This window comes from Polaromonas sp. JS666 (genome assembly GCF_000013865.1).
Taxonomy (GTDB): domain Bacteria; phylum Pseudomonadota; class Gammaproteobacteria; order Burkholderiales; family Burkholderiaceae_C; genus Polaromonas.
In genome coordinates, this window is the sequence record NC_007948.1 from 668,587 (window position 1) to 680,897 (window position 12,311).

Below are 12,311 nucleotides of genomic sequence, written 5' to 3' on the forward strand. Positions count from 1 at the left end.
GGATAAAAAGCATTCCCCCCTTTTGGATAGAACAAGGTTATGACCCGATATTTGTTGTCACGCATCATGGGCATGCTGGTCGTCATGGCGCTCGTGGCGGTCCTCGTGTTTGTGCTCACGCGCGCCGCGTCGGGTGACCCCGTCACGGTGCTGCTGGGCGACCAGGCCACGGCCGAAGACATTGCCCGCGTACAAAAAGAGTATGGCCTGGACAAACCGCTGCCGGTGCAGTTCGGCTACTGGCTCAAGGAGCTGTCGCAGGGCAACCTCGGGCAGTCCATTTTTTTGCAGCGCCCGGTCACGCAGGCGCTGTGGGAGCGGGCCGAGCCCACGACCCTGCTGGCGCTGCTGTCCCTCTTCATCGCCGCGGCGATTGGTGTGCCTTGCGGCATTGTCTCGGCGGTCTTTCGCGGCAAGTTCATCGACCAGCTGCTCACCGGTTTTGCCATGCTGGGTGCCAGCATTCCCAGCTTCTGGTTCGGCTTGGTGCTGATGCAGATTTTTGCGGTGTCCATGGGCTGGTTTCCGGTGTCCGGCTACGGTGACCCGGGTGCCACCTTGATGGCGCGCATCCATTACCTGGTGCTGCCTTCGGTGGTGCTGGGCGTGCTCAACTCCGCGCTGATCATCCGCTTCACGCGCGCTTCCATGCTCGACGTGCTGGGTGAAGACTATGTGCGCACGGCCCGGGCCAAGGGCCTGTCTGAAAAAGTCGTCGTGCTCAAGCATGCGCTGCGCAACGCGCTGGTGCCCATCGTCACGGTGTTGGGCCTGACCGTGGCGCTGCTGATCGGCGGCGCGGTGGTGACCGAAACCGTGTTTGGCCTGCCGGGTGTCGGCAACCTGGTGGTGAGCGCCGTGCTGCGCCGCGATTACCCGGTGATTCAGGGTGCCCTGCTGGTCGTTTCCATGATTTATGTGGTGATCAATTTCCTGACCGACCTGCTTTATATGGTGGTCGATCCCCGCGTCAAATACTGATCGCCATGAAAATTCCGCTCACTCTCAAAAAACTGTTCCGGCGCCGCATCGTGCTGGCCGCCGGCATCTGCCTGCTGGTCGTGGTGGCGGTCGCCCTGCTGGCCAACGTGATCACGGGCTACGACCCGAATGAAACCGCGGTGCGCGAGCGCCTGTCGGTGCCGACGGTCAGCCATCTGATGGGCACCGACGAGCTGGGCCGCGACCTGTTTGCGCGCATTGCCTTCGGCGGCCGCTATTCGCTCACGATTGCCGCGCTGACCGCCATGGGCGCTATTGTGTTCGGCACGCTGTTCGGCCTGGTGGCGGGTTTTTTCCGGCGGCTGGACGCGCCCATCATGCGGGTCGTGGACGCCATGATGTCTTTGCCCGACATCCTGCTGGCCATTGCCCTGGTGGCCATTTTGGGCCCCTCCATGCTCAATGTGGTGCTGGCTCTGGTGCTGGTGTACTCGCCGCGCGTCGCCCGCGTGGTCCGCGCCTCGACGCTGGTCGTGCGTGAACTGCTGTTTGTCGAAGCGGCGCGGGCCGTGGGTGTGTCGACGCCCCGCATCCTGTGGCGCCACATCCTGCCCAACCTGATGTCGCCCATCCTGGTGCAGGCCTCGTTCATCTTTGCCTATGCCATTTTGGCGGAGGCCGCCCTGTCTTTCCTCGGTGTGGGTGTGCCGCCCGAGATTCCGACCTGGGGCACCATGGTGGCCGGCAGCCAGCAGTATGCGCATGAAGCGCTCTGGATCGTTTTATTTCCCGGCCTCGCCATCATCCTGACCGCGCTGTCGCTGCAGTTGCTGGGCGACGGTGTGCGCGACCTGCTGGATCCGCGGCTCAAGAAGTCGCTGTGAACAATCAGAGGCCAGACCCCATGAATTCGCCCATCACCTCTTCCAATGCGCCGTCTACCGCGTCGATTACCCCGCGGCTCGATGTCCGCCATCTGAGCACCTTTTTCGACACCGACGAGGGCCTGATCCGTTCGGTGGCCGACGTCAGCTTCAGCATTCGCCCCGGCAAGACCACGGCGCTGGTGGGCGAGTCTGGCTCCGGCAAATCGGTGACCAGCCTGACCCTGATGCGCCTGCTGTCACGCACCGCCGCCACGCAGGTCAGCGGTCAGGCGCTCTTCACCAACCGCGCCGGCGAAACCCTGGACCTGCTGGCCCTGCCCGAGCCGGCCATGCGCCGCATCCGCGGCAATGAAATCGCCATGATCTTCCAGGAGCCCATGACCAGCCTGAACCCCGTCTTCACGGTGGGCGAGCAGATTGCCGAGTCGGTGCGCCTGCACATGGGGCTGGACCGCAGCGCCGCGCTGGCCCATGCCCTGCGCATGCTGGAGCTGGTGGAGATTCCGGCCGCCGCGCAGCGCCTGCACGAGTACCCGCACCAGCTGTCGGGCGGCATGCGCCAGCGCGTCATGATTGCGCTGGCCATGGCTTGCAACCCCACGCTGCTGATTGCCGACGAGCCGACCACGGCGCTGGATGTGACCATCCAGGCGCAGATCCTGGAGCTGATGCGGCGCCTGCAGGCCGAGACCGGCATGAGTATTTTGTTCATCACGCACAACCTCGGCGTCGTCGCGCACCATGCCGATGACGTGGCGGTGATGTATGCGGGCCGCATCGTCGAGTCGGCGCCCGTGCGCGAGCTGTTTGCCTTGCCGCGCCATCCCTACACGCAGGGCCTGCTGGCCTGCCTGCCGGCGCAGCAGCGCAAGCGCGAACTGGCCGCCGGTGAGGTGGGTTCCAGGCGCCGCTTGTACGCCATTCGGGGCCAGGTCTCCAGCCCGCTCGCGCCGCCGCCCGGCTGCGCGTTCGAGCCCCGCTGCGACCATGCCCTGGCGGCCTGCCGCGAGGCCATGCCGGCGCTGGAAAGTGCCGGCCCGCACCGCAGCGCACGCTGCATTCTGGTCCGCGAGCCTGCAACTGTTCCAACTCTTCCCGTGGAGACCGCATGAGTGCCCCGCTGATCGAAGTCAAGAACCTGCACCGCTATTTCGGTGCGCCGGCCAAACCCGTGCGCGCGGTGGACGATGTGTCCTTCACGATCCAGCCCGGTGAAACGCTGGGGCTGGTCGGTGAATCCGGGTCCGGCAAAAGCACCATAGGCCGCACCCTGCTGCGCCTGATCGAGAGCACGTCGGGCCAGGTGCTGTACCGGGGCGAAGACCTCGGGGCCGCCTCCAGCAGCCGCATGCGCACGCTGCGCAGCAAGCTGCAGATGATTTTTCAGGACCCCTACGCCAGCCTGAACCCCAAGATGCGCGTCAAGGACATCCTTGGGGAGGCGCTGCAGGTGCATGGCCTGGCCAAAGGCAAGGCGGCGCGCGAGCGGCGGATTGCCGAGTTGCTGGCCCTGGTCGGCCTGCGCGCCGAACACGCCGACCGTTACCCGCATGAGTTCTCCGGCGGCCAGCGCCAGCGTATCGGCGTGGCGCGCGCCCTGGCCGTCGAGCCTGAATTCATCGTGGCCGACGAGCCCCTGTCCGCGCTGGACGTGTCCATCCAGGCGCAGGTGGTCAACCTGCTGTGCGACCTGCGCGACCGGCTCTCGCTGACCATGCTGTTCATCTCGCATGACCTGGACGTGGTGGAGTATTTGTGCGACCGCGTGGTGGTGCTGTACCTCGGCCGCGTGATGGAAGTGGCGCCCACCGCCGAGCTGTTCGCGCGGCCGCTGCATCCCTACACGCAGGCGCTGCTGGCTGCCTCGCCCAAGCCCGATCCGGAGCACAAGAGCGAGCGCGTCGCGCTCAAGGGCGACATTCCCAGCCCCGTGAATCCGCCTTCCGGCTGCGTGTTCCGTACCCGCTGCCCGCACGCAATCGAGGCTTGCGCGGGCGCCCGCCCCGAGTTGCGCGACATGGGGCAGGGCCGCTTCAAGGCCTGCATCCGCGACGACATCGTTATCAACGCATCGTTGATGGCCGCCTGATAATCTGGATTGATTCATGACCACACTGCAAGACATTCTCGATCCGCAGATCGACCGCTCCTTCAAGGGATTTCCGCACACCAGCCCTGCGCTGCGCCGTTCGCAGATTGCCGCCCAGCACTGGCGCGTGCTCGACGGCGACCTGCCGCTGCCCGTGGCGCTGGTCAAGCAGCAGGCCCTGCAGCACAACCTGTCCTGGATGCAGCGCTTCGCCACCGACCGGGGCATCGACATGGCGCCGCATGGCAAGACCACCATGTCGCCGCAACTGCTCAAGCGCCAGCTCGATGCGGGCGCCTGGGGCCTGACCTTTGCCACCGTCGCCCAGTTGCGTGCCGGCGTCTTGGCGGGCGCGCGCCGCTGCATGATTGCCAACCAGGTCTTCACCGCGGCAGACCTCGCCGGCATTCAGGACATGCAGCGCGAGTACGCAGGCTTGCGCATTGCCTTTCTGGTGGATTCGGCGGCACAGCTGGAGCTTATTGAGGCCTGGCATGCGTCGCAACAGGATGCGCAAACGCCGGTGCGGCCTTTTGAGGTGCTGCTGGAAATCGGTGTCGAGGGCGGCCGCACCGGCTGCCGCAACCAGCACGATGCCCTGACGCTGGCCCAACGCGTTCATGCCAGCCCGGCTTGCCGCCTGGTCGGCATCGAGTGTTACGAAGGCCTGGGCGCGACCGGTCAGTCCGACCCGGACGAGGCCTATGCGGGGGCGCTGATGCAGCGCGTGTGCGACATCGCCATTGCCTGCGACCAGCAGCATTTTTTTGACAATGAGGAAGTGCTGGTCTCGGCCGGCGGTTCGGCGATTTTTGACCTGGTGGCCAACCGCCTCAAACCCGAACTCTCGCAACCTGTGCGCGGCCTGTTGCGCTCGGGCTGCTACGTCACGCATGACCACGGTTTTTACAAACGCATGGTGAGCACGGTCAATTCACGCCTCGGCTGCGGCGATGGCCTGCAGGCCGCGCTGGAAGTCTGGGCGGCGGTGCAGTCCTGCCCCGAGCCGGGTCTGGCGATTCTTGCGGTCGGCAAGCGCGACATTTCCTACGATCTGGATTTGCCCGTGCCGCTGGGCTTTTGCAAACCCGGCGACCGCGGCGTTACCGGTGCACCCGCCGACTGGAAGATCGGCGGCCTGAACGACCAGCATGCCTACTTGCGCGGCACCGGCCCCGAGCATGCGGCGCTCAAGGTGGGCGACCTGGTGGCGCTGGGCATTTCGCACCCCTGCACCACGTTTGACAAATGGCGCTGGATGCCCGTGGTGGATGAGAACTACACCGTGTGCGATGCCCTCGTAACCTGTTTCTGATTTTTTGATGTTCCCCTGCTTTTGATGTTCCCCTACCTTTCCTACCTCACGCCATGACTTCCAAAGTGCTTGCCAAAATTGCCGAGGTCATCGCAATCGCGCCCACCTCCCGGCGCAAGGTGCTGGCGCTGATCCTGCAAGACCCGCAACGGGTGCTCGATGAAAGTTTTGAGCAGCTGGCGCAGCGCGCCGGCAGCTCGGTGCCCACGGTGATGCGCACCTGCCGCGATCTGGGCTACCCGGGCCTGCGCGAGTTCAAGCTCGCGCTGGCGCAGGAAATGGCCGTCAGCGGCTCGCCCCTGCACCGCCGGGTGCAGCTGCATGACGACGCAGAGGAGGTCATCTCCAAGGTCATCAAGGGTGCGGCCACGGCCGTCAGCGGCGTGCAGGCCCAGCTCAGCGTGGCTGCGGTGGAGGCGGCGGCCGACGCCATCGTGCGTGCCAGCCGGGTCGATTGCTACAGCGTCGGCGTGACCTCCAGCTTCATGGCCTCCGACATGCAGGCCCGGCTGTTCCGGCTGGGGCTGGTGTCCAACGCCTACCTCGACATTCATTTGCAGCTGGTGTCCGCGGCCACCATCGGCAAGCAGGGCGTGGTGTTTGCCATCTCGCACGTGGGCGGCATGCCGTCGTTGCTCGAAGCGGTAGACGTGGCCCGCTCGCAAGGCGCCACGGTGATCGCCCTGACCCAGCAGGGGACCGCGCTGGCCGAGCGGGCCGACATTGTGCTCGGCATCCATGTGCCGGAAGACCCGGTCATGCATGTGGGCACCGAGGCCTACCTGGTCCACCTCACCGTGATTGAAATCGTCACCGTGCTGGTGGCGCAGCGCCTGGGTGACCTGGCCGTCAAACGCCTGGGCGGCGTGCGCGACGTGCTCAGCACGCGCGGCGTGGACATGCGGCACTATCCCAGGCTCGATTGGGACACGGTCACCGCCGTCAAGGAAAGCAAACTCAAATGACACGTGCGACCCTGCTTGAAAGCGGGCTGGTGATTGACGGTACCGGTGCTGAAGGCTGGATTGGCGACGTTCTGCTGATGGACGGCCGTATTGCGGCGCTGGGCAAAAATCTCAGTGACCAGCTGCCCGAAGGCCTGAAGCCCGAAGAGGTGGCCCGTATCGATTGCACGGGCCTGGCCATCGCCCCGGGCTTTATCGATGTGCACACGCACGACGATGCGATCGTGCTCAAGCAGCCCGACATGCTGCCCAAGGTGTCGCAGGGCATCACCACCGTCATCACCGGCAACTGCGGCATTTCGCTGCTGCCTTTCATCGTCGACAACCCCGAACCCCCGCTGAATCTGCTCGGGGCCGATTCGTTTCGCTTTGACTCCGTTCAAAGCTATGAGCGCGCCATCATCCAGGCGCAGCCGGCAGTGAATGTCGCCGTGCTGATTGGCCACACCACCCTGCGCTTTGCCTGCATGGGCGACCTGACCCGCGCCGCCAGCGCCAGCGAGCTCGACGCCATGTGCGCGCTGCTCACGCAGTGCATGGAGAGCGGCGCCACCGGCATGTCGTCAGGCCTTTTTTACGAACCGGCCTTTGCCGCGCCGGCGCAGGAAGTGGTGCGCCTGGCCCAGGTGGTGTCGCGTTTCGGCGGGGTGTACAGCACCCACCTGCGCGATGAAATGGCGACCATCGTGGAAGCGCTGCACGAGGCGGGCGATACCGCTTTCAGCGCCGGCGTGCCGCTGATCGTGTCGCACCACAAATGCGCCGGGCCCGCCAACTGGGGTCGCACGCAGCAGACCCTGCCGCTGATTGAATCGCTCGCCCGCCGCCAGCCGGTGGCCATGGACGTCTACCCCTATGTGGCCGGCTCCACCGTGCTGCGTGAAGACCTGGTCGATGGCGTGATCGACGTGCTGGTGAGCTGGTCCACGCCGCACCCCGAAATGACGGGCCGCACGCTGGCCTCGATTGCGGCCGAGTGGGGCGTTGACCAGAAGGCGGTGTGCCGCCGCCTGCAGCCCGGAGGCGCCTGTTATTTCCAGATGCACGAAGACGACGTGCGGCGCGTCGTGGCCCACCCGCTGACCATGATCGGCTCGGACGGCTTGCCGCATGACCAGCATCCGCATCCGCGCCTGTGGGGCGCGTTTCCGCGCGTGCTGGCGCGCTACTGGCGCGAGGAGAAACTGTTTTCGCTGGAAACCGCCATCTACAAAATGACCGGCCTGTCGGCCCGCAATTTCCGCCTGCACCAGCGCGGCCAGCTGCAGCCCGGCTGGCATGCCGATGTAGTGGTGCTGGATCCGGCCCGCGTGCGCGACGTGGCCACCTACGAGAACCCGATCGCGCTGTCTGAAGGCATCGAGAAGGTGTTTGTCAACGGCGAACTGGCCTATGTGGCCGGCTCCGCCGATGCGGCCAACGCCAAGGTGCAGGCGCGCGCTGGCCGGTTGCTAAAACGGCACGTAACCCAGCCCTGAAAAGGTTCCCCGCCCAGCAGGGGCCGCGGGACTGGCTTTGCCAGACCGCAGGCGCAGCGCCCCCTCGGGGGGCAGCGAACCACACGAAGTGGGGAGCGTGGGGGCTGTATCTTCCCAGCCAGGGCCGCGGAACCGGCTTTGCCGGGCCGCAGGCGCAGCGCCCCCTCGGGGGGCAGCGAACCACACGAAGTGGGGAGCGTGGGGGCCCTACTTCTCCACCGTGTCGGCGTCGGGCACATCGCCAATGGCCTTGCGGGTCTGCGCGCCTTGCGCCTTGAGCCACTCGCAGAACGCCAGCACTTCGGGGCGCGCCACATTGCGTGGGCCGATGATCAGCCAGTAAGCCATGGGGGACTCCATGCGCAGGTGCGGCAGGGGCTCGACCAGGTCGCCCGAGGCCAGGCTTTCGGCAATCAGCGGCAGGCGTGCCAGCACCACGCCCTGGCCCGTCAGCGCCGCCTGCACCATCTGGTAGGCGTAGTTGAAGTAAAGCCAGCGCTTGGCCTCCAGCTTGGGTGTGGCGTGTTGGTCCATCCAGCGGCGCCAGGTCAGCCATTCAAAGTGCGTGCGGTGCGCGTCGCCTGCTTCGATCAAGGTGAAATGCGCCAGGTCATCCGGCTTTTTCAGGCGCGGGCCGCTCTTGAGCAGCCAGGGGCTGATCACCGGCGTGATCTGCTCGCCAAACAGGCGGATGGCGTGCGGCGGCATGTGGCTGGCCGGGGCATAGCGCAGAGCCAGGTCCAGGTCCGAAACATCGAGGTCCACCGCCACGTCCGACGCATCAATCCGGATGTCGATGTCGGGGTTCTCGCGCTGAAAAACCTCGAGCCGGGGAATCAGCCACATCGAGGCAAACGACGCAAAGGTGGTGAGCGCAACGCTTTTGCGCCCGGCGCTCTGGCGGATCTGCCGCACCGCGCCGTCAATGCGCTCCAGCGACGGTGTGACCGCCCGCAGCAGGGTGCCGCCCGCACCGGTGAGCTCCACCGCCCGGGTGTGACGGTGAAACAGGCTGACGCCGACATCTTCTTCCAGCGCCTGGATCTGGCGGCTCACGGCCGACTGCGTGAGCGCCAGCTCTTCGGAGGCGGCGCGGAAATTGAGGTGGCGGGCGACTGCCTCGAAGGCGCGCAGCTGGCCGGCTGAAATCGGCCGGGAGCGTAAATGGGTTTGCGAATGCAGCATGCGGAGTGGGGTGGGGGTGGGTGGGAGGTGGGGTGATTGATGCGTTTATGGAATGAATAGCGTACCGCGATTTCATTGGACGGGGAAGCCCCCCGGCGAGATCATTCATTCCCGTCAACGAATTCAGGTCTTTTTCTGGAGAACACCATGGACCACGCAATTGCTCATCATTCAGGCAACCACTACCTGCCCCAGGCGACCGATGCCGCGGCGGCCCGGGCTGAAGGACTGCCCGGCTGCTGGAAGCTGGGCGCGGGCCGCGTGCTGACCCTGCATGCCCGCCAGGCCGGCGTGCTGCGCATCGCGCACGGCCGGGTATGGGTGACCTTCAACAACGCCGGCGACGACCTGCGTGTGCGCGCCGGCGACCATTTTCTCAGCCGCGGTGAAAGCCTGCCACTGTCGGCTGGCGAGGCCGTGGTGATGGAATCTTTTGGCGTGGGGCATGCGTCGTCGGCCTACTTCAACTGGGAGCCCGCGGCGGCCGCCCACCCCGTGCCGGCGAAGGCCACAGGCTGGCGCGCGGGCGTGGTTCAGCCCCTGCTTGACTTGCGCCTGGCGCTCGGCCTGGTGGGCGGTGCGGTGGGCCGGCTGGCCCGTGGCCTGGCCGGCGGTGTGGCGGCGGCGGTCGAGGTTGCGCTGACCGGTTTTGCGGTGGTTTTTCTGGCGACCCGGGCCCGCGGTGATTTGGCAGAACGCGCTTTCAACGCGCAATCGAGAGACACCCGCGCCCACTGCAGCATCAACTGAGCGGACTCCATCGCCTCCTCGGGGGCGCTGTAATAATTCAGGCTGTGCGCCAAGCGCTCGCCGTTTCGGGTGATGTCATAGGTAAACCGTTCACAGCCCGCGGCTTCAAACCGGCCGCGGGTATCTGCATCGGCCTTGAGCCAGAGCTTTTCCCCGCCCCCGAGATCGGCCACCAGCGCCAGCGTCAGGCCTGAGGTGCTGATGCCGTAGCCGCCAAACATGCGCCTGGCAACGCACGGCCCGACGCCGGACAGCAGTTCACAGCAGTAGATTGCAAAATCGTCTTTGGGAGTCGCCATACCGCAACCTTAGCGCAAGCCCGGCGAAACCGTGGCGAAACCTTCACGAAAGGGTGAGTGTTCGATGCTTTCCCATGTGGCCGCATGGGTAGTGGTTTAACAATGCGTAACTGATTACGTTTACGTAAAATGGCGTGCATTCGCCACCGCAGCGCCCTGGGCGGTATTGAGCAGCATTGAGCGGCCCCCACACCGGAAAACAGGAACCCCATGTCCAAAGCCTTCGCCTCGCAGTCCGACCTGACGGACAAGACCATCACCTTTGAGCAGCTCAGCGCCCACTGCTGGGCCTACACCGCCGAGGGCGACCCGAACTCGGGCGTGATCATCGGCGACAAATTCATCATGGTGAGCGACGCCACGGCCACGCCCGCCATGGCGCAGGACCTGATCGCGCGCATCCGCACCATCAGCGACAAACCCATCAAGTACGTGCTGCTGACGCACTACCACGCCGTCCGCGTGCTGGGCGCCAGCGCCTACTTTGCCGAAGGCGCGACTGAAGTGATCGCGAGCCAGGGCACCTGTGAGCTGATTGCTGAGCGCGGCGCGCAGGACATGCAAAGCGAGATGGAGCGCTTTCCGCGCCTCTTTCGCAACGCCGAGAGCGTGCCCGGCCTGACCTGGCCCACCCTGGTCATTGCCGGCGGCAACCCCGCCAAAGGGGAGGTGCCGGGCAGGCTGGTGCTGGACCTCGGCGGCGTCAAGGTGCAGATCTGGCACCCGGGCCCGGGCCACACGCGCGGCGACACCATCGCCTGGGTCGAAGAAGAAAAAGTGCTGTTCTCGGGCGACCTGGTCGAATACGAAGCCGGCGTGTACACCGGCGATGCGCAGCTGGAGGAATGGCCCGCCACACTCGAGGCCCTGCGTGCGCTGAAGGCCGAGGCCATCGTGCCCGGCCGCGGCGAGGCGATGAAGGGCGCCGCCAACGTCAACAAGGCGCTGGACTACACCAGGCGCTGGGTCGAGACCCTCTATCAGGCGGGCAAGGAGGCCGCCGCTGCCGGCATGGACCTGAAAGCGGCGATGGACCACACCCGCAGGAGCATGGACCCGGTGTTTGGCCACGTATTCATTTACGAACACTGCCTGCCGTTTGATGTGAGCCGCGCCTTTGATGAAGCCAGCGGCATCAAGAACCCGCGCATCTGGACGGCCGAGCGGGACAGGGAGATGTGGGCTGCGCTGCAGGGGTGAGCTACACCACAAGCCTGGCTTGTCAAGGCGCGGGCCCTGCGCCTGGGTCTGGTTCAGGAATCAAGATCCAGCGTGGAGAGAATTTCCACAAAGGCATCAACGGCGGCTTGCCCTTCCAGCTGTTCCAGCCTGCCCAGCACCTCGACATCCTCCACGGGTGCGTAACCCATGCTGAAGCTCTTGAATCTGCGTTCGGACAGGGGACCATGATGCAGCAACTTGATACTGGTGTGCCGCGGGTCCTGGCGAATCCGCTCCAGTAGCGCCAGAGTGTCTTCTTCAAGGCCTTCGAGTTGCTCGCAAAAGCGGATGCCGTCAAAAATGAGCAGCCCCGTGATGTCGCGTGCCTTGTTGGCAATGCGCGCTTTGCCCGCGATCTGCGCGACGATGCTGATGGGCGCCTCGGGCGCGATGGTGCTGACGAAGAGAACTTCGTGCAAGGGGGCTGGTTTTTGCATCATTGATGAAAAATGTAGCCGGTAGCAACAAACGGGGCAATGTCAAAAGACACAGGTCTCCTGCCTGAAATTCACCTCCTATGGCCAGCGCGCCTTCACCCTCTTCAAGCTGCCCACCGGTTTGCAACGCCTGCCGCCTTCGCCAGACGGGGGCCTTTCGCTACAAGACCCTGAGTGACGGTCGCCGGCAGATCCTGAATTTTCTTTTGCCGGGCGATCTCATCGGTTTGCAGCAAAAATTTTCGGATGGCCCCATCCATGGCATTGAAGCGGTAACCGATGTGACATTGTGTGTGTTCCCCCCGCGATGGTCTTTGGGCGCTGTTTCGCCAATATCCCAGCCTGGGCTATGACATCACCTGGCTGTCGGCGCGCGAGGAAGGCATGGTGGACGACAACCTGCTGACCGCCGGCCGGCGCAACGCGACCGAGCGCGTTGCGATGCTGTTGATGCATCTGTACCGCAGGCTGGACCGCATCGGGCTGGCGCAGGGCGGCTGCGCCTGCTCAACACCAGGGCGCTGGAGCGCATTGCAGATTACTACGACACGCCGCCCAGTAAAGTACCGCTGTTGTAGGCGCGGGCTGGCAGCGAGGGCCAAGGTGGATGCAGATGTGAAGTCAGATGCCAAAGCGGCCAGGCGGGCTACTCCCGAGGAAGCGGCGTGACAGCCAAGAGCAAAAAGCGAAGAGCGAAGAGCGGCGCGCGCCGGTCGCCAGCGTATCGCTGGAGCGCCTGCTGC

At 65.3% G+C, this 12,311-nt stretch carries 13 protein-coding genes and 1 pseudogene; 11 read left to right on the forward strand and 3 right to left on the reverse strand.

Annotation, left to right across the window (positions count from 1 at the left end; translation table 11 throughout):
• Positions 1-39: 39 nt before the first annotated feature.
• The 7 genes from BPRO_RS03230 to BPRO_RS03260 are packed head-to-tail and all read left to right on the forward strand — an operon-like array spanning position 40 to position 7,676.
• Positions 40-981, forward strand: coding sequence for an ABC transporter permease (locus BPRO_RS03230; RefSeq protein ID WP_011481619.1), 942 nt, complete (start codon positions 40-42; stop codon positions 979-981).
• A 5-nt stretch (positions 982-986) separates the two neighbouring features.
• On the forward strand, positions 987-1,826 hold the full coding sequence (locus tag BPRO_RS03235) for an ABC transporter permease (protein ID WP_011481620.1): 840 nt from the start codon (positions 987-989) through the stop codon (positions 1,824-1,826).
• A gap of 20 nt (positions 1,827-1,846) precedes the next feature.
• Positions 1,847-2,941, forward strand: coding sequence for an ABC transporter ATP-binding protein (locus BPRO_RS03240; RefSeq protein ID WP_011481621.1), 1,095 nt, complete (start codon positions 1,847-1,849; stop codon positions 2,939-2,941).
• Positions 2,938-3,918 carry an ABC transporter ATP-binding protein gene (locus BPRO_RS03245; protein ID WP_011481622.1) on the forward strand — a complete coding sequence of 327 codons (981 nt, stop codon included), beginning with the start codon at positions 2,938-2,940 and terminating at the stop codon, positions 3,916-3,918. Before BPRO_RS03240 ends, BPRO_RS03245 begins: the two co-directional genes overlap by 4 nt.
• Before the next feature lie 16 nt (positions 3,919-3,934).
• A complete protein-coding gene (locus BPRO_RS03250; protein ID WP_011481623.1) occupies positions 3,935-5,233 on the forward strand; it encodes an amino acid deaminase in 1,299 nt (432 codons plus the stop codon).
• Between the two features lie 53 nt (positions 5,234-5,286).
• A complete protein-coding gene (locus BPRO_RS03255; RefSeq protein WP_011481624.1) occupies positions 5,287-6,198 on the forward strand; it encodes a MurR/RpiR family transcriptional regulator in 912 nt (303 codons plus the stop codon).
• Positions 6,195-7,676 (forward strand): N-acyl-D-amino-acid deacylase family protein, encoded by a 1,482-nt coding sequence (locus BPRO_RS03260; RefSeq protein WP_011481625.1) that lies wholly within the window; start codon positions 6,195-6,197, stop codon positions 7,674-7,676. Before BPRO_RS03255 ends, BPRO_RS03260 begins: the two co-directional genes overlap by 4 nt.
• 207 nt (positions 7,677-7,883) lie before the next feature.
• Here the strand turns inward: BPRO_RS03260 and BPRO_RS03265 are convergent, their stop codons facing one another.
• Positions 7,884-8,861 carry a LysR substrate-binding domain-containing protein gene (locus tag BPRO_RS03265; protein WP_011481626.1) on the reverse strand — a complete coding sequence of 326 codons (978 nt, stop codon included), beginning with the start codon at positions 8,859-8,861 and terminating at the stop codon, positions 7,884-7,886.
• 147 nt (positions 8,862-9,008) lie between these two features.
• On the opposite strand from BPRO_RS03265, the gene BPRO_RS30360 reads away from it, so the two are divergent.
• Complete coding sequence (locus BPRO_RS30360) at positions 9,009-9,611, forward strand: DUF2917 domain-containing protein (protein ID WP_049764066.1); 603 nt, start codon at positions 9,009-9,011, stop codon at positions 9,609-9,611.
• A 17-nt stretch (positions 9,612-9,628) separates the two neighbouring features.
• Here the strand turns inward: BPRO_RS30360 and BPRO_RS30365 are convergent.
• Positions 9,629-9,910: pseudogene (locus tag BPRO_RS30365) on the reverse strand (TfoX/Sxy family protein); the annotation flags it as partial.
• A 210-nt stretch (positions 9,911-10,120) separates the two neighbouring features.
• On the opposite strand from BPRO_RS30365, the gene BPRO_RS03275 reads away from it, so the two are divergent.
• Positions 10,121-11,110: an MBL fold metallo-hydrolase gene (locus BPRO_RS03275; RefSeq protein ID WP_011481628.1), complete on the forward strand. Its 990-nt coding sequence runs from the start codon at positions 10,121-10,123 to the stop codon at positions 11,108-11,110.
• Positions 11,111-11,163: 53 nt separating this feature from the next.
• On the opposite strand, the gene BPRO_RS03280 is transcribed toward BPRO_RS03275, so the two are convergent.
• Positions 11,164-11,571: a BLUF domain-containing protein gene (locus BPRO_RS03280; RefSeq protein WP_011481629.1), complete on the reverse strand. Its 408-nt coding sequence runs from the start codon at positions 11,569-11,571 to the stop codon at positions 11,164-11,166.
• 77 nt (positions 11,572-11,648) lie between these two features.
• On the opposite strand from BPRO_RS03280, the gene BPRO_RS30825 reads away from it, so the two are divergent.
• The gene (locus BPRO_RS30825) at positions 11,649-11,921 is read left to right on the forward strand and encodes a cyclic nucleotide-binding domain-containing protein (RefSeq protein ID WP_369794694.1); all 273 of its coding nucleotides are present in this window, start codon (positions 11,649-11,651) and stop codon (positions 11,919-11,921) included.
• The gene (locus BPRO_RS30830; protein ID WP_369794695.1) at positions 11,860-12,237 is read left to right on the forward strand and encodes a hypothetical protein; all 378 of its coding nucleotides are present in this window, start codon (positions 11,860-11,862) and stop codon (positions 12,235-12,237) included. Before BPRO_RS30825 ends, BPRO_RS30830 begins: the two co-directional genes overlap by 62 nt.
• Positions 12,238-12,311 lie beyond the last annotated feature (74 nt).

Coding starts and splice junctions, on each gene's coding strand:
- BPRO_RS03240 (WP_011481621.1), top strand. CDS start 1,847: ATGAATTCGCCCATCACCTCTTCCAATGCGCCGTCTACCGCGTCGATT.
- BPRO_RS03275 (WP_011481628.1), top strand. CDS start 10,121: ATGTCCAAAGCCTTCGCCTCGCAGTCCGACCTGACGGACAAGACCATC.
- BPRO_RS03250 (WP_011481623.1), top strand. CDS start 3,935: ATGACCACACTGCAAGACATTCTCGATCCGCAGATCGACCGCTCCTTC.
- BPRO_RS30360 (WP_049764066.1), top strand. CDS start 9,009: ATGGACCACGCAATTGCTCATCATTCAGGCAACCACTACCTGCCCCAG.
- BPRO_RS03265 (WP_011481626.1), bottom strand. CDS start 8,861: ATGCTGCATTCGCAAACCCATTTACGCTCCCGGCCGATTTCAGCCGGC.
- BPRO_RS03230 (WP_011481619.1), top strand. CDS start 40: ATGACCCGATATTTGTTGTCACGCATCATGGGCATGCTGGTCGTCATG.
- BPRO_RS30825 (WP_369794694.1), top strand. CDS start 11,649: ATGGCCAGCGCGCCTTCACCCTCTTCAAGCTGCCCACCGGTTTGCAAC.
- BPRO_RS03235 (WP_011481620.1), top strand. CDS start 987: ATGAAAATTCCGCTCACTCTCAAAAAACTGTTCCGGCGCCGCATCGTG.
- BPRO_RS03260 (WP_011481625.1), top strand. CDS start 6,195: ATGACACGTGCGACCCTGCTTGAAAGCGGGCTGGTGATTGACGGTACC.
- BPRO_RS03245 (WP_011481622.1), top strand. CDS start 2,938: ATGAGTGCCCCGCTGATCGAAGTCAAGAACCTGCACCGCTATTTCGGT.
- BPRO_RS03280 (WP_011481629.1), bottom strand. CDS start 11,571: ATGATGCAAAAACCAGCCCCCTTGCACGAAGTTCTCTTCGTCAGCACC.
- BPRO_RS03255 (WP_011481624.1), top strand. CDS start 5,287: ATGACTTCCAAAGTGCTTGCCAAAATTGCCGAGGTCATCGCAATCGCG.